A 19878-nucleotide genomic window follows, 5' to 3' on the forward strand; every position below is an offset into this window, starting at 1 on the left:
CTTTTTGCTCACGTTTTTTGCAATTTCGAATAAAGTCTTGGCTTCCCTGCTTTTTTAAAAACATTGAAAAGACGGGGAGCAAGAGCCAGGGGGAGCGCTGGATTGGCCCCGACTTTGTTTTAAAGGGGGTGACTTTATTGTGTGGTTACAATTAGATCTCCAGCCAAGCAACTGATTCCACATGGCTGCTTTGCGGGAACATGTCGACTGGCTGCACTTCCTTCGTCCGATAGCCGCCGTCCTCCAAGATCCGCAAGTCGCGTGCCAACGTCCCAGGGTTGCATGATACGTACACAACACGTTTCGGTTTATACTCCAAAATCGTCTGCAACAGTTTTTCGTCGCATCCTTTACGCGGGGGATCGACGACTAAGACATCGAATCGTTTGCCTTCCTCGTACCATCTCGGGATGACGTTTTCCGCGGCACCTGCTTCAAAATAGGCATTTGTAATACCATTCAGTTCGGCGTTGCGTTTGGCGTCCTCAATTGCTTGTGGAACAATTTCAACGCCGTACACTTCCTTCGCTTTTTGAGCAAGGAACAATGAAATCGTCCCGATCCCGCAATAGGCGTCAATGACCATTTCATCGCCTGTCAACTGTGCATAATCGAGTGCTTGCTTATAGAGCACTTCGGTTTGGGCTGGGTTCACTTGATAGAAGGAGCGCGCCGAAATTTCAAACTCGATGTCACCGATCTTGTCGATGATGAACGACTTGCCATATAGAGGAAGCGTTTCATTCCCGAAGATGACGTTCGTCTTTTCACTGTTGACGTTCTGCATGATTGATGTCACTTCCGGCACGACCCGTTTAATGAGTTCGACGACTGCCTCTTTCTGCGGGAACCTCTTCTTGAGCGTCACGAGAACGACCATGATTTCCCCTGTCGCCTTCCCTTTACGGACGACTAGATGCCGGAGCATGCCGCGATGGGTCTTTTCGTTGTATGCTTCGAGACCAAGCGCATGCATTTCATGCTTCAACGTGGACATCAGTTCATCCGCCTCTTCGCTTTGGATGATGCAGACGTCCGTGTCGACGATATGATGGGTGCGCGACCGATAAAATCCAGACACGACTTTGCCGTCCCGTTCGCTGAAGGGGATCTGGGATTTATTGCGATAGCGCCACGGGTCTTCCATCCCTTTAACTGGATGGACAGGCACGTCCGGCAACTTCGCGATGCGATCGATGACGTCGCGGACCTGTTTTTGCTTTTGGATAAGCTGTGCCTCGTACGATAAATGTTGCAGCTGGCAGCCGCCGCATTCCCAAAATACGTGACATGGCGGTTCTATTCGATCCGGGGATGGCTTCGTCACTTTGAGCAGACGTGCGAATCCGTAGTTCTTCAACGTTTTCCCGACCTGGACCTCCACTTCTTCCCCAGGCAAAGCTCCGGGAATGAACAGTGGATATCCTTCCACTTTCGCAACGCCTGAACCATCATGCGTCAAATCCTCAACGTAGACAGAGAGACGATCGTTTTGATTTACAATAAAAGACATGATTTTTCCTCCAAATTTCGTATGTAACAAGTTTAGCATTTTTTTCGCGATTAAACGAAAAAACAGACGCCATAAGACGTCTGCTATTTGTTACTCTTCTTTATCCGTCACTGAACCGTCCATCGGCGCGATGAGAAACGCGACGACAATCGCCACAATTAAGATGATGAAAGGAGCATAGAAAATAATGAATTCATGCATGCCATAATCCCCCTTTACGCATGGTAGTCCTCTTTTCCACGGACATAGTTTTTATTGAACAGGAACAGTCGCATGAGCAGCACAAGCGACGGTATCAATAGGCAAAGTCCAAGAATGAAAGCGACAATGAGAGAAATCGCCATCGCCGGGTTCGTGAAACTGTCGTATATCGTCAAATGCGGATAGAGCAAGTAAGGATAATGGGACGCACCGTACCCGAAAAACGCAAAGGCGAATTGGCCCATGAGATATCCGAATGCCCAACCGTAGCTACGACGTTTCCAGAGCAGCCAAACCGTTCCGACAAATAATAGGAACGATATGAGGAACATCGGCCAAAACGTTTGGATATTGGAATAATGATCGAAATTATGCTTCCGAAGCTCGAAAATGATGCCGCCTGCTGTAATGATCGTAGGCAACGACCAGATGAGCGCATATTTCCGGAGCAGATCGGTCGCTTCCTTGTCGCCCGCTTTATTCGCATACCACGTCAGGAAGACAGCCGAAATGTAAAGTGTTGCCGCAATGCTGAGGAGGACGATCGACCACGTCAACGGGCTCGTGAATAAAACCCAGTAGTCGAGCACCGGAGCTCCATCGACCATTTCGATGAAGCCGCCTTCCGAAATCGTCAGAACAATCGATAACGACGCGGGAATCAACAGGCCCGCGAGCCCATACATGAATGAATAGCCTTTATGGCCCCGGGCACCGTATGTTTCAAACGCATAATACGAACCGCGAATCGCGAGCAGAATGACACCTATGCTGACGGGAACCAATAATGTCGTACCGTAATAAAAAGCGGTCTTCGGGAAGAACCCAATAATTCCCACAAAGAAGAAAACGAGAAATACGTTCGTCACTTCCCATACCGGGGACAAATACCGCTGGATGACCTTTGTCAAAATCCGCTGTTTCCCCGTCAGCAAACTATACGCATTGAAAAAACCGGCACCGAAATCAATGGCTCCGACGACAATATAACCGAAGAGGAACGTCCAAAGAACCGAAATTCCTAGTATCTCCAAGTTCATTGCACATCACCGCCCTTTTCCATATGCCGATCTTCCAGTTCACGCTCGACCGGGTTGTTGCGGAACATCCGTCGTAAGACGACGACACTTCCGATGCCGAGGATGATGTACAGCCCTGCGAACATCATTAGCATTAGGTCGACTTGGCCGCTCGTCGTCGCTGCGTCCTCGACACGCATGATCTTTCGGAGAATCCACGGCTGCCTTCCGACTTCCGCAAGCCACCAACCTGATTCAATGGCGATGAAGGTTAGCGGAGCTCCAAGGACGATGAGCCAGCGGAACCATTTTGTCGTCACGCTTCTCCAGCCACGTTTCATGCCGATCCAGTACCAGGCAGCAAGGAATACCATCCACATGCCGATCAATACCATGATGTTGAATAGATAGTGGATATAGAGCGGCGGAATTTCATCTTCCGGGAATTGATCCAATCCGATCACTTCCGCACTCGGGTTGCTGTACGCCAATAAAGAAAGGCCGAATGGGACTTCTATTGCATACTTCACTTCCCCATCTTTCATTATGCCGAGCAAGACGAGCGGCGCATTTTCCTGCGTTTCAAAATGCCACTCTGCCGCAGCCAGTTTTTCAGGCTGGTATTCTGCTAAATATTTACCGGAGAAATCCCCTATCACTGCGGTTGCAATGGCAAAGACAAGTCCAAGTTTCATTGTCAGATGCAAGGCTTTCTTATGATAAATATGATTGGATCCTTTCAACAACCTGAACGCCGCAATCGCTGCCAGTACGAATGCCGCCGTCATATACGCCGTAATGACGACATGCGCTACTTTGGTCGGCATCGCCGGGTTGAACATCGCAATGATCGGGTTGATGTTAACGAGTTCCCCATCGACAATATCGAAGCCTTGGGGAGCGTTCATGAATGCATTCACCATTGTAATGAAAACTGCTGAGAACGAAGCGCCGATCGCAACCGGCACTAATAGCAGCAAATGCTTTTTCTGGTTTTCGAATCGATCCCACGTATATAAATAAATCCCTAGGAAAATAGCTTCAAAAAAGAAAGCGAACGTTTCCATGAATAATGGAAGCGCGATGACATTTCCTGCAAACTCCATGAAATTCGGCCATAACAAAGACAATTGCAGGCCGATAGCCGTCCCAGTAACGACACCGACAGCCACTGTAATAACAAATCCTCTCGCCCACCGCCTGGCAAGCAAAATATAATGTTCATCGTTTTTCCGTATTCCCACCCATTGCGCAATCATGATCATGAGCGGGACGCCGACGCCGATTGTCGCGTAAAGGATATGGAACGATAATGTCAGTTCCGTCAAGACACGCGAATAAAATACGGCTTCTTCATTTACCATCTATTTTTCCTCCTTAACTTCCAAAAATTCTTCCTAAAATGGAAAACAACATGATTCCCGCCACGATAAAGACAAGCCACATGAGCCATTTCTCTTGTTTCTTATACACGGGAGCCCTCCTCCGCCTTTGGATTTCATCTCTCTTCCCTATCATAAGATAACTGTTCTATACTTTTCCCTTTTTACGTTCGAAATAACAGGATTGTCACAAGTAATGTGAAATGTTTTCAACCGGAATTTTGCTCTTGAGAGAATTTAGAATGTTATGTATAATGAAGAGATTAAAGAGAGGTGAGCACAATGGAAATAAAAAGAAAAGTTTTAGCTTATATTACGAAGGATGATCATGCCGGACGAAAAATCCTTGTGTTCGAGCAAGAAGGGAATCCGGAAGCAGGCTTGCAAGTGCCAGGCGGAACGATTGAAGAAGACGAACTTCTCATCGATGCGCTCTACAGGGAAATTGAAGAAGAAACCGGCATCCGTCGCGACCAGCTTCAGTTGAATGGCAAAGTGGATAAGAAGAATTACTTTCCTGAAAATCGGAAAAATGTCATTCATGAGCGGAATGTCTTCCATCTCACGTATATCGGTGAGGATGAAAATGAATGGGATACTTGCGTGAATAGTACCGGAAAAGATAACGGCATGATTTTCCATTGTCGCTGGATGCCAGTGAATGACTTGCCCGCGCTCGCTGCAGGACAAGACGAGCTGATAGATTTTATTATTTGAGAAGGCCTCTTTAGGAAGCCATGGGAGATTCATTGAAGCTTATAATTCGTCAAAAATAAAAAGCTGCATGGATGTTTAATCCAATGCAGCTTCTTCATTTTCATCGTCATTTTCATTGTCATTTTCATTGTCGATCCGGTCCTGCTCCCTCAATTGGTCGAGCGGAGCGAACATTTCGATATGACGGTAGCGGTTTTCAAAAGTGGCGGGAAGGGTTCCGCCGTATTCCCCGTCCAAGTTCAGAAGCACTTCTTCAGATGAAGTGATCTTCACTTTTTTCGGCTTTGCGGAAATGACGAGCGGGTCATCCAAATGCTCTCCGCGCAGTGCCAACGTGACGATTCTGATGAATTCAGCCATATTACATTTTTTCAATACTAATAGCGTGAATTTGCCATCGTTAATGCTTGAGTTCGGCGCCAATTTTTCCAGACCGCCGACGGAATTGGTCAAGCCGACGAGGAAGAGCATCACTTCCCCTTCGAACACTTCATCGTCGTACTCGATTTTCACTTCACTCGAATGAATGGAAGGGAGCATCTCGATCCCTTTCAAGTAATAGGCGAGCTGGCCGAGAACCGTCTTCAGCTTGCTCGGTACTTCATACGTCAGCTCAGTCATTCTTCCGCCGCCTGCGATATTGATGAAATGACGGTCGTTCATGAGGCCGACGTCCACCGGAATCGTCTCTCCGCGGACGATAATGTCGATCGCTTCTTCAATATCCCGCGGGATACGCAACGCACGAGCAAAGTCGTTCGTCGTCCCGGTCGGAATGAGTCCGATTGTCGGTCGTTTTTCAAAAGGGGAGACTCCGGCGACGACTTCGTTCAATGTTCCATCTCCGCCAGATGCGATGATGACGTCAAAGCCACGTTCCACAGCTTTTTTCGCCGCTTCTTGCGCATCGCCCTCTCCTGTGGTCGCATGTACGGATGTTTCATAGCCGGCTATCTCAAGCTTTTCCAGAACTTCAGCGAGATGCTTCCGGAATATTTCACGTCCTGCTGTCGGGTTATAAATGATTCTTGCACGCTTCATACATGTTCCCTCTCAATTCATACAAAATGCAACGCTAGCTTGCGTCTGTTCCAAGAATAGACGCTTACTTTGACTATCCATCATGCTATAAAGTTCCTTGGCACGCTTTGCGTATCCGCCAAATCGTTCATGCGCCGGCTGGTATTACAGACTGCAACTGCTTATTAGTTCGTCTGTTGCAATGCAGGCATGAATGTTTTACGGATGTCTTCGTAAACGGTGAGCCATAATTCGGGCTGAGTCGTATATTCCTTCATCAATTCAGCGATGAATTCCCGCTGCTTTTCTTCGAAATCTGGCGCGTCTTTTGCTGGAAGCTGCTTACGGCGCTCCATTACATCTTCCTGGATCGCCGCGGCGCGAGGACCCCATTTCGCCAGCACTTCGCCATCTTTATCGAGAAGCAAGTAAATCGGGATCGAACGGCCGCCATTCGTCAGGTGCCTGTCGATCAAATCGGTATCTTCGTCACGATAGACTGTCCGCACGTCCAAGTCCGCCGCTTCTGCAATTCGGCGCAGGATCGGATTGTTCATCATCGCGTCCCCGCACCAATCTTCCGTTATGACTAGTATATTGGGCTTTTTCGCTTTTGCTATTTCGATGAATGCGTCGTCTTGGGGCACGTCGAACTTTTCGTAAATGCCGAAGCTGTTTTCTTTATGCTTCTCCATACGATCCATGTAGTCCGCGAGTGAAATCGCCTCATCAAAATACTGTTTTTCAGTTTTCATTCCGACACCTTCCTTTTTACATTACCTTTTCCTTAAGTGTAAGGCTATTCGTTGTCCGAATCAAATAGGATGCCAAACAAAAGCGGAGGGCGCTTGATCAGCTGCGACAGGCATAAGGCAAAGGTACGGAGAGGCGTTCTTTGCCACGCAGTAACTTTGACTTATGACCCGAGCAGCTAGCGCCCGGAGCTGGACGTAGAAACAAATTAAAAAGCCCTATACGGGAGACTTTCGCAAGACCCGTATAGGACGATTCATGTTTGGACTTATCGCTTGTTGATTTCCTCAAGGAGGATTTTATTCACCATTGGCGGGTTCGCTTGTCCTTTTGTCGCTTTCATCACTTGTCCGACGAGGAAGCCGACTGCGCGGTCCTTGCCGTTTTTGTAGTCCTCGATCGATTGTTCGTTCGCGTCCAGCACTTCCGTCACGATTGCGCGGAGTGTGCCTTCGTCGGAAATTTGGACGAGGCCTTTTTCTTTTACGATGTCTGCGGCATTTCCGCCGTTTTCAATTAGTTCTTTGAACACTTTCTTAGCGATTTTGGATGAAATCGTGCCATCCGAAATCAATTTGATCATGCTCGATAGTCCTTCCGGCGTCAACGCTGTGTCATGAAGCTCTTTCTGTTCAGCATTCAAGTAAGCGGACACTTCCCCCATCAACCAGTTGGAAGCGAGTTTCGCATCTGCCCCAGCAGCAATTGTTGCATCGAAGAAGTCGGACATCTCTTTCGTCAACGTCAAGACGTGCGCGTCATATTCCGGCAGGTCGAGCTCATTGACATACCTTGCTTTACGAGCATCTGGTAACTCCGGAATCTCGGCACGTACCCGATCGACCCACTCTTGATCGATATGGATTTCCGGCAAGTCCGGGTCGTTGATGAAACGGTAATCATTCGCGCTGCCTTTTACACGCATAAGCACGGTTTGACCCGTTGCTTCGTCGTAACGGCGTGTTTCTTGCTGAATTTCTCCACCTGACAGAAGGATTTTCTCCTGGCGCTCGACTTCATTCGCAATTCCTCTACGAACAAAGTTGAAGGAGTTCAAGTTTTTCAATTCGGTTTTCGTTCCGAATTCCTTTTGACCGAATGGGCGCAATGAAATGTTAGCGTCACAACGAAGCGAACCTTCCTCCATACGAACATCAGAAACACCTGTATATTGGATAATTGCTTTTAGCTTTTCAAGGAATGCATATGCCTCTTCCGGAGAGCGGATATCGGCTTCCGTTACGATTTCAATTAACGGCGTGCCTTGTCTATTCAAGTCGACAAGTGAATAACCGTTGTCGGAATGCGTCAATTTGCCTGCATCTTCTTCAAGATGGACGCGTTCGATGCGGATTTTCTTCTTTTTGCCTTCGACTTCGATTTCAATCCAGCCGTTTTGGCCAACTGGACGCTTGTCCTGCGAAGTTTGATAGGCGCTCGGGTTATCCGGATAGAAATAGTGCTTACGGTCGAAGTTCATGACCTTTGCCACTTCACAGTTCAATGCGAGTGAAGCTTTCATTCCGAAGTCCACTGCACGTTTGTTCAACGTAGGCAATGTTCCCGGGTATGCCAAGTCGTACACATGGATATTCATATTCGGCTCTGCACCGTAATGGGATGGCGCCGGTGAAAAGATTTTCGTATCGGTTTTTAATTCAACGTGGACTTCAAGTCCAACAATCGTTTCAAAGTTCATTAGTTAGTACCCTCCCCTAAAGATGGAGTGCTTTTATGGAAATCGGTCGCTTGTTCAAATGCATGTGCCACTCTATAAATGATCGCTTCATCGAAATGTTTCCCGATGATTTGGAGACCGACTGGCATTCCATTCGAAAAGCCGCACGGAATTGAAATGGCAGGAATACCAGCCAAGTTAACAGACACTGTCAAAACGTCGTTCGCATACAATGTTAATTGGTTTTGCGCGACACCGCCGATTTCGTATGCAGTTGTTGCACTTGTTGGTCCGACGATGACATCGTAATTTTCAAATACGGATGCAAAGTCTTGAGCGATAAGCGTACGGACTTTCATCGCTTTAACGTACAACTCTTCATGTTGATCTGCACTTAGTGCATATGTGCCATAGAGAATACGTTTTTTCACTTCTGTTCCGAACCCTTCCGCACGTGAACGCGTATAGAGCTCATCCAGATTTTTAGCATTCTCTGAGCGGTATCCGTAACGAATTCCGTCGAATCTCGCGAGGTTGGAAGAAGCTTCTGCCGTTGCAATCGCATAATATGTCGGCGATGCATATTTGGAATGTGGAAGTGTCACTTCCCCTATAGTTGCGCCTAGTGATTCAAGCACTTTCAACGATGCGCGGACCTTATCTTTTACATCTTCTGCGATGCCTTCACCTAAATATTCCTTTGGAACGGCGATTCGCAATCCTTTAATATCGCCCGTCAAAGCAGCTTGGAAATTAGGTACTTGCTGCGGTGAAGACGAGGAATCTCTATGATCGACACCTGAAATGGCGTTCAATAACAGTGCATTATCCTCAACTGTCCGAGTGATCGGGCCGATTTGATCCAAAGAGGAAGCAAACGCGACGAGACCGCTTCGGGATACTCTTCCGTATGTCGGCTTCATTCCGACGACTCCGCAGAACGCAGCTGGCTGGCGAACCGATCCTCCTGTATCTGTACCTAATGAGAATGGAACTTCGCCCGCTGCAACTGCAGCTGCGGAACCGCCCGAAGAACCACCAGGTACACGGTTCAAGTTCCATGGATTGCGCGTCGTCCGGAAAGCCGAACGTTCAGTTGTGGAACCCATGGCAAACTCGTCCATATTCAATTTACCTACGCTGATCATGCCGGCTTCATTCACTTTTTCTACGACTGTCGCGTCATAGACTGGAACGAAATTCTCCAGCATTTTGCTTGCGCAAGTTGTAGCAGTGCCTTTTGTGACGATATTGTCTTTAATACCGATCGGCAATCCGAACAGCGGTCCGCGTCCTTCTTTCGGTGCGTTGTCCAACTGTTCCGCTTTCGCTAACGCCTCTTCTTCCGTCAACGCCAGGAACGCTTGCACTTGACCATCCAATGCAGCAATCTGCTTGAATGAATCTTCGGTCACTTCTTTGACAGAGACTTCCCTGTTATGTAAAAGTGCTTGAAGTTCTGCTGCCGTTTTTTTCATTAACGTCATCTTACTTCCTCCTAAAAACCGTTATCACAGGATATTTGGAACTTTGATCATTCCGTCTTCATGCTCTTTTACGCTTGCCAACATTTCGTCCCGATCCAGGATGTCTTGCGGGACATCTTCTCGGAGCACATTGAAAAGCTGCAACGGATGAGTCATCGGCTCAACATTAGTTGTATCCACTTCTTCCAATACATCTCCAAATTCTACAAGTTCGGAAATGATTTCAGAAAACTCCTCCGCCTCTTGATCCGAAAAGGCGATTCTTGCAAAATTCGCGAAGTATTGTACATCTTCTGTCGTAAATTTCGTCATTTGATTTCCTCCCCAATTGCAATTGTACGACTAATCATAACACCTAACAGGTATGTTGAAAAGCAACTGCGCATCGATTGCGCATCGACGCGGTCGCCTTTTTGACATCTTTCTTCAATATCCATAAATATGGACAAACGGTTCATCGTCCCCGGCTTCCTTGACGATCAACGCCTCGGGGCCGTTCACCGAAGTGATGCTCACTTCGACATCGATATTCGGAAAATACTTGATGATGTGCGAAGTCAAAAATTGTGTGAAACCGATGACTTCACTCTTCCCAAAAAATTGAATCGGTATGTCGATAGAAATGGATTGCATACGGTTGTCTTTGAAAAAACCTTTCCCGATCACATTGACGAAGCTCGGGAAATATTCATCAATATCTTGTTTGAAATTGCTGAAAGTCGTATTGATTTCACGGTAATTGTCGATATCTGCAGGAGCGGGAAACAATACATACCGCTCATTCACTTCTTTCCATCCGGACGGCGTCGATTTTCCTTTGTCGGCAAATGCAGTTGCGAAATACGTGCCCGGGACGATTGCATTCCTCTTTTCCTGTTTAAACAGGCCGACTACGATCGGAATATCTTGGAATCCCTCTTTCGCACGCATCCTGCTGACGATTTTGTCCGCCATTGCGATGCCTTGCTTTTCAAGTTCCTTGTCAGATATCGTCGTCTCTTTCCCGCCTCTTTCATAATAGACGGAATTCAAGGCAAGCCCGATTGATATTCCGGATAAACGCACTTTCTTCTCGTCAGTCAACGTCAAATAGTTTTGCTCGATAATATGCGCCAAATAGATCGGGTTCGCTTCTTCATCTTCCCCTTCACCTTCAGGTGGATTCAAGCCCTCTTTATTTGTTGAGCTTCTGGAAAGCCATGCGCGCGCCGTAGCTGTGTCAATATACTGGCCTTCCTGGAAGAGATAGTTTTTCGTGTCGAAATGCTGGGCGGATAAACGGATCAGCCCTTCTTCAGCTTCCTGGATGTCGTATTTTGTATATATATTGCTCACGACAAGACCACGGGTAGCGCTTTTTTTGAGGGGGGTGAGCACCTTGTAAAAATCGTCATTCAATTGGACATCGGGAATCATGACGGTTTCTTCGATTTGTTCCTCATTTTCCTGGATGACTTCCTCTTTTTCGGGCCCGATTGACGGTAGACAGCCGCCCAACAAAAGGACGGCTGAGATGATGGATAATACAAATAGCCTTTTCATTAAAAATTACTCCTTTTCGCCGAGCGCGTCGACCAACTCTGTTTCGTTCCATACCGTGATTCCGAGTTCCTCCGCCTTCGCAAGCTTCGATCCGGCATCTTCCCCGGCAATGACGAGATCCGTCTTTTTGCTGACGCTTCCGCTCACTTTACCGCCAAGCGCTTCGATCCGCTCTTTCGCTTCATTGCGCGTCAGTATCGATAGCTTGCCTGTCAACACAATCGTTTTCCCAGCGAAAGGACCTTCAGTCGGAAGCTCCTGGCGCGTCCTTCCTTTGTAATCCATATTGACGCCGTACGTCTTCAGTTTGCCGATCACTTCCAACACATCTTCATTGTTGAAGAACGTAATGACCGCATCTGCCACTTTGTCGCCGATTTCATGTATAGATGTTAGTCTTTCTGTATCCGCTTTTGCGATTTCATCCATTGTTCCGAATTCCTCAGACAAGATGTGTGCCGCCTTTTCTCCGACATGTCGGATGCCAAGGCCGAACAGCAGCTTCTCCAACGAGTTGGCCTTGGATGCTTCAATGGCTGTCAATAAATTCGTTGCGGACTTCTCTCCCATCCGCTCAAGCGTCAACAGCTGTTCCTTCGTCAAACAGTAAAGGTCTGACACATCATGAACAAGCCCGGATGTATACAACTGATCGACGACACGCTCGCCGATTCCTTCAATATTCATTGCATTCCGCGAAACGAAATGGATGAGCGCTTCCTTCATCTGTGCAGGGCATTGCGGATTGACGCAACGGAGCGCCACTTCCCCTTCGATCCTGACGAGTTCAGAATCGCAAACTGGGCAATTGTCGGGCATATGATACGGCTCTTCATCCCCTTGTCGCTGTTCGATCAATACAGAGACGACTTCGGGAATGATATCCCCCGCCTTACGGATGACAACTGCATCTCCGATCCGGATATCCTTTTCGCGGATGAGGTCCTCATTATGGAGGGAAGCCCTTGCAACCGTCGTTCCAGCAACACGGACCGGTTCCAAAATGGCAGTCGGTGTGACAACCCCCGTCCTGCCGACGCTCAATTCAATGTCGAGCAGCTTCGTATGCACTTCTTCCGCAGGGAATTTATAGGCAGTCGCCCAACGCGGACTTTTCGCTGTGAAGCCGAGTTGCTCCTGATCTTCATAGCTGTCCACTTTAATGACGATTCCGTCGATTTCATAATCCAGGTCCTGTCTGCGTTCCTGCCAAGACTCTATATATTCGAGCACTTCCTCGATCGTTTTACACCGCTTGCTATTCTTATTCGTCTCGAAGCCGATCGACGCAAGATAATCGAGAGAATCGGAATGGCTATCCTGTCCGTAAGCCGTGCCATCCCCGCCGATTCCATAAATGAATACGGCAAGATTACGGCTCGCGGCTATTTTCGGATCCAGCTGCCGGAGTGATCCTGCTGCTGCATTCCGTGGGTTCGCAAACGGCTCTTCCCCGTTTTCATCCCGCGCTTCATTTAATCTCATGAAAGATTTCTTCGGCATGTACGCTTCCCCGCGGACTTCGATTGTAACCGGTTCGGAAAGCTTTAGCGGAATTGTACGGATCGTCTTCAAATTCGCGGTGATGTCCTCACCGACCGTTCCGTCCCCTCGCGTCGAACCTTGGACGAACGTCCCATTTTCATATTTCAATGAAACGGCAAGCCCGTCGATCTTCAGTTCACAAATATATGAGGCTTTTCCCGTCCCCGCTTGCACCCGTCTGTCGAAATCGCGGATGTCTTCTTCATTGAACGCGTTCGACAAGCTTAGCATCGGATATTCGTGGACTACCTTGCTGAAGCTTTCGAGGATTTCCCCGCCAACCCGCTGTGTAGGTGAATCGGGGTAGATCAAGTCCGGATTTTCGGCCTCAATCGAGAGCAATTCCTGCATGAGGCTGTCATAGACGGAATCGGGCACAATCGGCCGGTCCAGCACATAATAGGCATGTCCATACTCTTTGAGCAGATCATTGAGCTCCTGTACACGTTTTTCAACTGCTTTTCGATCTATGTTTCGATCCATTCTTTCCTCTCCCTACGCTTTTTCTATCGGTGCGAATTTGGCAAGGAGCCGCTTGATGCCGACCGGTTCCGGGAAGGCGATATCAAGCTCAAGATCGTCTTCTTTCCCTTTGACGCTCACGACCATGCCTGTCCCCCACGATTTGTGGGTCGCTTTGTCGCCCGCCTTCCAGCCCAACTTCTCTCCGCCGCTCGCATTATAAGCCGGCCTTTTCACAGCTGGTCGCACAGGTTTGTTCTCCCATCCGAATCCGCCATAGGAAAATCCTTGACGTTGATTCGATGTCACTTCAATGATGTCATCTGAAATCTCGTTTAAGAAACGGGAAGGATTATTAATACTTGAGCGGCCGAACAATGTCCTGTACGATGCGCACGTCAAATAGAGCCTGCGCTCCGCACGGGTGATCGCCACATAAGCAAGACGGCGCTCTTCTTCCATTTCTTCGTCGTCACCGATCGACCTTGCGTGCGGGAAGATGTTCTCTTCCATGCCGATGACGAATACGACCGGGAATTCGAGTCCTTTTGCGGCATGCATTGTCATTAGGACGATTTTTTCCGTCGATTGGTTCTCTTCTTTATCCAACGAATCGATATCGGCAATTAGAGCAAGGTCTGTCAGGAACGCGACGAGCGAACGGTCGCCTTCCTCTTCCTCAGCCCTCTTTTCGAAAGCTTCCGTAACGGAGAGGAATTCCTCGATGTTTTCCAGCCTGCTTTCCGATTCAATCGTTTTCTCGCGTAAGAGCATGTCACGGTAACCCGTCTTTTCCAACACTTGCTCCACAAGCTCGGATACGGACAAGTATTCTTGCATTTGCGTGAAGCCGTTGATCATATCCCTGAACTTCACCGCTTCGTTCGCGGCTCTTGCTGTCAGCCCCATGAAATGGACTTCCTGCAATGCATCGAAAACTGACCGCTCATTTTCAATCGCGAATTGCGCCATCCTCTCGAAAGAGGTCGCGCCGATGCTCCGTTTCGGCTCGTTGATGACCCGTGCCAACGCCAAGTCGTCATCATTATTCGCTATGAGCCTCAAATAAGCGAGCAAGTCTTTGATTTCTTTCCGGTCATAGAACTTCGTGCCGCCGACAATCGTATAATCCAGATTGGATTTCACGAGATATTCCTCGATGACACGGGATTGGGCGTTCGTGCGGTAAAGAATCGCGAACTGGTCAAGCGTCAAGTTTTCGCGTTCTTTCAGCTCGATGATTTGCTGAACGATAAACTGGGATTCATCCTTCTCATCGTTCGCTTTATACACAACGATCGAATCTCCCTCGTCATTTTCCGTACGGAGCTTCTTGTCATAGCGGCTCCGGTTGTTTTGGATGACGTCGTTCGCCGCCTGCAAAATCGTTTTTGTCGAACGGTAATTTTGCTCGAGTAATATGACGGTTGCATCTTTATAATCCTTTTCGAATGAAAGGATGTTGCCAATGTCCGCGCCGCGCCATCTGTAGATCGATTGATCGGAATCGCCGACGACGCAAAGGTTGCGGAACTTCGCGGCGAGCATTTTAACGAGGCGGTATTGTGCATTGTTCGTATCCTGATATTCATCGACATGGATATATTGGAATTTATTTTGATAAAACTCGAGGACTTCAGGGACGCGTTCAAATAATTTGAGAGTCATCATGATGAGGTCGTCAAAATCGAGCGATTGGTTTTGTCTTAGCTTTTTCGTATAGCTTTCATAGATACCTGCAATCGTCTTTTCATAAGGATTATGCGGATTGATTTGCGCAGAATACGTTTCCGCGTCGATGCATTCGTTTTTCGCCGAGCTGATTGCCCCGAGCATTGACCGTGGATCGTACTGCTTCGGATCGAGATTGCGCTCTTTCAGCACATTTTTAATGACCGTCAATTGGTCGGAGGAATCGAGGATCGTAAAGTTTTTCGAAATTCCGATACGGTCGATATCCCTCCGTAAGATGCGGACGCACATCGAGTGGAATGTCGAAACCCACATCCGTTCGCCGGTACCTGGTCCGAGCAGACCGTCGATTCTGTCCCGCATTTCACGTGCTGCCTTGTTCGTAAATGTAATCGCTAATACTTTGGATGGGTATACGCCTTTTTCAACGATCAAATAGGCGATCCGGTGGGTAAGCACCCTCGTCTTTCCGGAACCTGCGCCTGCCATGATCAGCAGCGGCCCTTCCGTCTTTTTCACTGCGCGGGCTTGTTCAGGATTCATGCCTACAAGCAGATTTTGCGCGATTTCCTTCATACTTCATACCGCCTTTCAAAGAACGTTTGTTCTTCATTATAACCTAAACCTATGTCAATGGGATACTGATTTCACTGCTTCGACCGTTGAAAGGGCAGCTTTCAAATCTTCGTAAATAATATTGCCGACGATAACTGTATCCGCAAGCTTTGCCATCATTGTTGCGTCTTCCGCGTTGCGGATTCCGCCGCCGTAAAATAACCGTGTATTGTCAAGAACACGCGCGGCCGCCTTCACAATGGCCGGATCCCCGAGCATTCCGCTATATTCCAAATAAAATACCGGCAGCTTGAACAGATGCTCCGCCATCCGTGCATAGGCGATGACATCCTCTTCACCTGGAGCTTCCTTGACGCCGGTAAGATGCGCCGCTTTGCAATCAGTGTTGACGATTACATAGCCTTCCGCGACGACTTCATCCCAATCCATCATATGGCCGTATTCCTTCAATGCGGCATGATGGGTTCCGTTCACCCATTTAACATCTGTCGAATTCAGGACCGTCGGGATGAAATAAAAATCGAATCCCATCGACACCGACTCAACAGTCGACACTTCAAGCGCCACCGGCACCGAGTACCGTCTGATGCGTGCCAACAGGTCGAGGACGTTTTCAAGAGTTACGCCATCCGTGCCGCCGATAATAATGCCGTCCGTTCCTGATTCTGCAAGCTGTTCGAGCTCTTCGTCCGTCAATTGTTTTGCAGGGTCCACTTTAAAGGCGTGGCGCCAATTTTTATAATCCATTTTGTCTACCACCTAATTCATCGATTGCTTATTAAATGCGCTCGATACTATTTGAGCGACTGCTATTCACCAGTATACCAAAAAAACGGACGGATTTCTCCGCCCGTTCCAGAGTGTAAACAAAGTCGTTTTTTGACTTTGTTTACACTCTATCTAGTTGAACTGAACCATAATATAGGGATTTCCTCAGCCTGATTGAAAACGCTTGTCAGCCTAGGCGCGAAGTGGAGCGAAGACGCGAATAGAACTAAAGTTCATGAGCGGACGAGCGACACGAGCAACAACGGATGCGAGCGTTTGTCAACAGGCTGAACCGGGCAGATGATTCTCCGCCCGATCACTTCTTTTCATTATTATTAGCAAGCTCCGGATAGAGGCGGTCCAACACGGTGTTGTAGCCGCCGGATCCGTAATCGACACAACGTCTTACTCTTGAAATTGTCGCAGTGCTCGCGCCGGTTTCATTTTGAATCCGGTCATATGTTTTTTTCTGCCTCAATGCATGCGCGACTTCCAAACGCTGAGCCAACGATTGCAGCTCGCTCATCGTCGCAAGGTCATCGAAGAACATATAGCATTCTTCCAAGTCCTTTAATTCCAAAATGGCTTTGAACAGCTGATCCGTTTGTTCACTTCGGATTTTATCGATTTGCATAGTTCCCCCTCTTTCTTTCAGCACTGTATTAAGGTGTGTATGTTACAGACTTTGAAATCCCGGAATTCGTAGGAATGATATGAATCCACGTTTTGCCGGGAACCAATTTTGCGGGAGCTCCATTTTCCATCGGTACGAGGAATCCATCGACATTTTTCCACTCCAGCTCTTTCACAGAGCCCGCTTGGAACAAAATTGCCTTTCCACCGCTTTCAATATCGACAGATTGTCTTCCGACGCTGTCGATCGTACGGTGGTTCGCTTCCATGACGATGAGGTTGGACAGTCCGACTTGTTCTCCATTCGCTTTATCCATCGTAAGGATTCCATTCACCATCCGATTGTACGTATCCGTTCCCGGATCATAGGAAAACGTGTTGATGAAATCTTTGTTTGAGCTGAAACGGACGACGATCATCGATGCGCTATCCTCTATTTTAGCATCCTCAACCGATTCATGGAAAGTAAATGGAGGAACCTTCGCGATTTCGTCGGATGCACCGACCTTCTCCATCGCAGCCATTATGTTCTCACCGGTTATATACGAATTATGGGGAGCTTTACGATCAGTGGATCGTTTGAATAAAGTTCCGTCATATTGCATGCCATTCACATTGTCGACATATCTGTTCGCCAACAGCTTCTGCGCATCAGGGCTATAGCCGTGCGCTACGTAAAATGCATCCATCCCTTTTGAAAGATGAATAAAATAGTCACGCGCGCTTCGGATCGGGCCGACCGTCTCCGGCAGCTCACTCTGGAACAACGCTAAAAACCTCGTGACATTCCCTTCCGCCATGAATTCATAGACAATATCCGCCTGACTGATCCCTGATTGCGGCCTTGCATGTGGGTGGTTGTTGATTGTGGCGAGTACAGGCCTTGCCCAGTTCTCCTCCTCGGTCGACACGCCGGTGAACGGCGCCCGGTAAAGGAGCGCTCCCCCTTCCTCAGGCTCTTCTACGGGCTCTTCAACTTCGATTTCTTCTATCTCTTCCGGCTCCGGTACAATCTCTTCCGCGCCGGCTTTCTCTTTTTTTGAACACGCTGACAGCAACAGCAACATGATGGCTAAGGCTAGCAGCCATCCTCTCTTTTTCCCTTTCATTCGTTCCTCCTATCTTTCCGTCGCCGGAATGATTACTTCATTTTTCATTACTTGATAAAGCCCAACTTGTGTCGCCCGTATGTATGGCAAATGGGTCGACTGCAGAAAGAGGAATGTATAGACCGCATCGCCATACTTGTATCCCCGTTCCGCCAACGCTCTTTTAAGAGCGCTCTCCTGTTCAATCAAAACATCCATATGCTCCGCCGATAGCCCCCCGCCGATTGGAAGCGGTATGGATGCGGCAACTCCCCCATCTTCAATGAGCACCATGCCGCCCTTCAGCCTCTTCATTTCCCGGAAGGCGAGAAGCATCGCCTTTTTGTCCTTCCCGATGAGAATGATATCGCCTGTGTTGGAATAGGAGGATGCAAAACCTTGAACTCGATCTGCAAAACCTTTAATGAACGTATTTACCCGCCATTTTCCATTTCTGTCGATAAGCATGAGGAAGCTTTCATCATGCTCATATGAAAGCTTGTCCATAGATGCGTCAAGCGTCACTTCATACGGCTTCGTAATGACGTCATTCACCATTTCAATGCCAACTGCATCTTTGAAATCAAACTCCTTTTCATCCAAATCGAAGTCCGGGTCGAAGTCCGGAACAAGCGACCAATCGACTTGCTTGAATCGTGCTGTCGACGCGTTTTCACGTTTCAGCCATTTGCCTTTCGACAGGACATCCGACGGCACAGGATTTGTTTCTCTCTCGAGGAAATTGAGCGTCGCGTATCTTCCTGTCGCAATGATACCATGCTTATCATCGACTCCGTAGTAGCGCGCAACATTATAAGATGCCATCAAATACGCGTCGATCGGCTCTACTCCCGCATCGAGCGCCACTTGAATGCATTTGTCCATGACACCATCGATATGGAAAGAAGGCGTCGAGCCGTCCGTCGTCATCATAAGATGGTCGAATACGTCCAACTCTTTGTCGAGTACACCTTTCAATAAATCCGGCAAATCAGGACGGATCGATGAATGGCGAAGTGTCACGGCATATCCTTGCAATAAGCGTGTTTCCACTTCTTCGGTCGTCATCGCTTCATGATCGCCATCCACCCCTAGCAGCTTCATCCTTGCAAGCGTCCGCTCGGAAGCGCCCGGGAAATGGCCTTCAATCTTTTTCCCTTCTTGTTTCGCACGGGCGACAGCCGCCGTCAAATCCGGATCGCCGTTCATGAGGCGCGGCCATCCTGTCAGCTCTCCGCCCATCAGGACGTCTTTGCGCTTCAGCCATTCACCAATCGCATCTAAATTGAAAACTTCCTGCTCATTTTGCAAGACCGTTTGGGAATCAAACCTAGCCCACCAATAAAATGAAAATGGCAGCTCATTCAATTGGTCGATCAGTTTAAATGCCCTTTCATTTCCGAGAAGCAGGAAGAACGTCAAGTTATCCGATAGGAATGTCGTCGTTCCAAGCTTGCCCGCATAGTCAGCGAATGTTTCAGGATTGTATAGCTGGAACGGGTGGACATGCGCCTCGATGTAGCCCGGTACGATCTTTTTGTCAGTCGCATCGACGATTTCCGCGCCTTCCGTCATAGCCGGCATTCTTCCGCCCACATAGACGATCCGATCGCCTTTGATCCAAATATTGCCCGTCACCCACTTTTTGAAGATGGAATGGAGATACGTTGCATTTTGTATGATGAGATCCGGCGCTATTTTCCCGTTGATGACCCCGATCTGTTGCTGAATTTCATGTTGTTCCCACATTTCAATAAACCCCTTTTGAAGATTTTTCTATTTATTATTTTATCGTAGCATAG

At 48.1% G+C, this 19878-nt stretch carries 17 protein-coding genes; 1 reads left to right on the forward strand and 16 read right to left on the reverse strand.

Features of this window, described 5'->3' with window-relative positions; translation table 11 throughout:
- Positions 1–151 precede the first annotated feature (151 nt).
- From rlmD to AB1K89_RS14275, 4 genes are all read right to left on the reverse strand, one after another.
- Complete coding sequence (gene rlmD, locus AB1K89_RS14260) at positions 152–1513, reverse strand: 23S rRNA (uracil(1939)-C(5))-methyltransferase RlmD (protein ID WP_413055382.1); 1362 nt, start codon at positions 1511–1513, stop codon at positions 152–154.
- Positions 1514–1603: 90 nt separating this feature from the next.
- The gene (gene cydS, locus AB1K89_RS14265; protein ID WP_413055383.1) at positions 1604–1714 is read right to left on the reverse strand and encodes a cytochrome bd oxidase small subunit CydS family protein; all 111 of its coding nucleotides are present in this window, start codon (positions 1712–1714) and stop codon (positions 1604–1606) included.
- Positions 1715–1728: 14 nt separating this feature from the next.
- The gene (locus AB1K89_RS14270; protein ID WP_413055384.1) at positions 1729–2754 is read right to left on the reverse strand and encodes a cytochrome d ubiquinol oxidase subunit II; all 1026 of its coding nucleotides are present in this window, start codon (positions 2752–2754) and stop codon (positions 1729–1731) included.
- Positions 2751–4097, reverse strand: a complete 1347-nt coding sequence (locus AB1K89_RS14275; RefSeq protein ID WP_413055385.1) for a cytochrome ubiquinol oxidase subunit I — start codon at positions 4095–4097, stop codon at positions 2751–2753. Before AB1K89_RS14275 ends, AB1K89_RS14270 begins: the two co-directional genes overlap by 4 nt.
- Before the next feature lie 300 nt (positions 4098–4397).
- On the opposite strand from AB1K89_RS14275, the gene AB1K89_RS14280 reads away from it, so the two are divergent.
- Positions 4398–4832: an NUDIX hydrolase gene (locus AB1K89_RS14280; protein ID WP_413055386.1), complete on the forward strand. Its 435-nt coding sequence runs from the start codon at positions 4398–4400 to the stop codon at positions 4830–4832.
- A 75-nt stretch (positions 4833–4907) separates the two neighbouring features.
- Here the strand turns inward: AB1K89_RS14280 and AB1K89_RS14285 are convergent, their stop codons facing one another.
- The 12 genes from AB1K89_RS14285 to AB1K89_RS14340 form a co-directional block, all read right to left on the reverse strand.
- Positions 4908–5873, reverse strand: coding sequence for a diacylglycerol kinase (locus AB1K89_RS14285; protein ID WP_413055387.1), 966 nt, complete (start codon positions 5871–5873; stop codon positions 4908–4910).
- A gap of 164 nt (positions 5874–6037) precedes the next feature.
- Entirely contained in the window at positions 6038–6607 is a 570-nt protein-coding gene (locus tag AB1K89_RS14290; protein WP_413055388.1) for a thioredoxin family protein, read from the reverse strand.
- 266 nt (positions 6608–6873) lie between these two features.
- Entirely contained in the window at positions 6874–8304 is a 1431-nt protein-coding gene (gatB, locus tag AB1K89_RS14295; RefSeq protein WP_413055389.1) for an Asp-tRNA(Asn)/Glu-tRNA(Gln) amidotransferase subunit GatB, read from the reverse strand.
- Positions 8304–9770 carry an Asp-tRNA(Asn)/Glu-tRNA(Gln) amidotransferase subunit GatA gene (gene gatA, locus AB1K89_RS14300; RefSeq protein ID WP_413055390.1) on the reverse strand — a complete coding sequence of 489 codons (1467 nt, stop codon included), beginning with the start codon at positions 9768–9770 and terminating at the stop codon, positions 8304–8306. The genes gatB and gatA overlap by 1 nt, the downstream gene beginning before the upstream one ends.
- A gap of 24 nt (positions 9771–9794) precedes the next feature.
- The gene (gatC, locus tag AB1K89_RS14305) at positions 9795–10082 is read right to left on the reverse strand and encodes an Asp-tRNA(Asn)/Glu-tRNA(Gln) amidotransferase subunit GatC (RefSeq protein ID WP_413055391.1); all 288 of its coding nucleotides are present in this window, start codon (positions 10080–10082) and stop codon (positions 9795–9797) included.
- Between the two features lie 114 nt (positions 10083–10196).
- Complete coding sequence (locus AB1K89_RS14310; RefSeq protein WP_413055392.1) at positions 10197–11312, reverse strand: CamS family sex pheromone protein; 1116 nt, start codon at positions 11310–11312, stop codon at positions 10197–10199.
- A gap of 6 nt (positions 11313–11318) precedes the next feature.
- Positions 11319–13340: an NAD-dependent DNA ligase LigA gene (gene ligA, locus AB1K89_RS14315; RefSeq protein ID WP_413055393.1), complete on the reverse strand. Its 2022-nt coding sequence runs from the start codon at positions 13338–13340 to the stop codon at positions 11319–11321.
- 12 nt (positions 13341–13352) lie between these two features.
- Positions 13353–15587, reverse strand: coding sequence for a DNA helicase PcrA (gene pcrA / locus AB1K89_RS14320; protein ID WP_413055394.1), 2235 nt, complete (start codon positions 15585–15587; stop codon positions 13353–13355).
- A 54-nt stretch (positions 15588–15641) separates the two neighbouring features.
- Entirely contained in the window at positions 15642–16334 is a 693-nt protein-coding gene (pcrB, locus tag AB1K89_RS14325; protein WP_413055395.1) for a heptaprenylglyceryl phosphate synthase, read from the reverse strand.
- Between the two features lie 337 nt (positions 16335–16671).
- Positions 16672–16989 carry a YerC/YecD family TrpR-related protein gene (locus AB1K89_RS14330; protein WP_413055396.1) on the reverse strand — a complete coding sequence of 106 codons (318 nt, stop codon included), beginning with the start codon at positions 16987–16989 and terminating at the stop codon, positions 16672–16674.
- Between the two features lie 28 nt (positions 16990–17017).
- Entirely contained in the window at positions 17018–18097 is a 1080-nt protein-coding gene (locus tag AB1K89_RS14335; protein ID WP_413055397.1) for a DUF3048 domain-containing protein, read from the reverse strand.
- Between the two features lie 9 nt (positions 18098–18106).
- Complete coding sequence (locus tag AB1K89_RS14340; RefSeq protein ID WP_413055398.1) at positions 18107–19825, reverse strand: adenine deaminase C-terminal domain-containing protein; 1719 nt, start codon at positions 19823–19825, stop codon at positions 18107–18109.
- Positions 19826–19878: the final 53 nt, after the last annotated feature.

This window comes from Sporosarcina pasadenensis (genome assembly GCF_047228845.1).
Taxonomy (GTDB): domain Bacteria; phylum Bacillota; class Bacilli; order Bacillales_A; family Planococcaceae; genus Sporosarcina.

Excerpts from the sequence above, each read along its gene's own strand:
- AB1K89_RS14275 (WP_413055385.1), bottom strand. The coding sequence starts at position 4,097 with ATGGTAAATGAAGAAGCCGTATTTTATTCGCGTGTCTTGACGGAACTG.
- gatC (WP_413055391.1), bottom strand. The coding sequence starts at position 10,082 with ATGACGAAATTTACGACAGAAGATGTACAATACTTCGCGAATTTTGCA.
- cydS (WP_413055383.1), bottom strand. The coding sequence starts at position 1,714 with ATGCATGAATTCATTATTTTCTATGCTCCTTTCATCATCTTAATTGTG.
- rlmD (WP_413055382.1), bottom strand. The coding sequence starts at position 1,513 with ATGTCTTTTATTGTAAATCAAAACGATCGTCTCTCTGTCTACGTTGAG.
- gatA (WP_413055390.1), bottom strand. The coding sequence starts at position 9,770 with ATGACGTTAATGAAAAAAACGGCAGCAGAACTTCAAGCACTTTTACAT.
- gatB (WP_413055389.1), bottom strand. The coding sequence starts at position 8,304 with ATGAACTTTGAAACGATTGTTGGACTTGAAGTCCACGTTGAATTAAAA.
- AB1K89_RS14330 (WP_413055396.1), bottom strand. The coding sequence starts at position 16,989 with ATGCAAATCGATAAAATCCGAAGTGAACAAACGGATCAGCTGTTCAAA.
- AB1K89_RS14270 (WP_413055384.1), bottom strand. The coding sequence starts at position 2,754 with ATGAACTTGGAGATACTAGGAATTTCGGTTCTTTGGACGTTCCTCTTC.
- AB1K89_RS14280 (WP_413055386.1), top strand. The coding sequence starts at position 4,398 with ATGGAAATAAAAAGAAAAGTTTTAGCTTATATTACGAAGGATGATCAT.
- AB1K89_RS14285 (WP_413055387.1), bottom strand. The coding sequence starts at position 5,873 with ATGAAGCGTGCAAGAATCATTTATAACCCGACAGCAGGACGTGAAATA.
- pcrA (WP_413055394.1), bottom strand. The coding sequence starts at position 15,587 with ATGAAGGAAATCGCGCAAAATCTGCTTGTAGGCATGAATCCTGAACAA.
- pcrB (WP_413055395.1), bottom strand. The coding sequence starts at position 16,334 with ATGGATTATAAAAATTGGCGCCACGCCTTTAAAGTGGACCCTGCAAAA.
- AB1K89_RS14340 (WP_413055398.1), bottom strand. The coding sequence starts at position 19,825 with ATGTGGGAACAACATGAAATTCAGCAACAGATCGGGGTCATCAACGGG.
- ligA (WP_413055393.1), bottom strand. The coding sequence starts at position 13,340 with ATGGATCGAAACATAGATCGAAAAGCAGTTGAAAAACGTGTACAGGAG.
- AB1K89_RS14310 (WP_413055392.1), bottom strand. The coding sequence starts at position 11,312 with ATGAAAAGGCTATTTGTATTATCCATCATCTCAGCCGTCCTTTTGTTG.
- AB1K89_RS14290 (WP_413055388.1), bottom strand. The coding sequence starts at position 6,607 with ATGAAAACTGAAAAACAGTATTTTGATGAGGCGATTTCACTCGCGGAC.
- AB1K89_RS14335 (WP_413055397.1), bottom strand. The coding sequence starts at position 18,097 with ATGAAAGGGAAAAAGAGAGGATGGCTGCTAGCCTTAGCCATCATGTTG.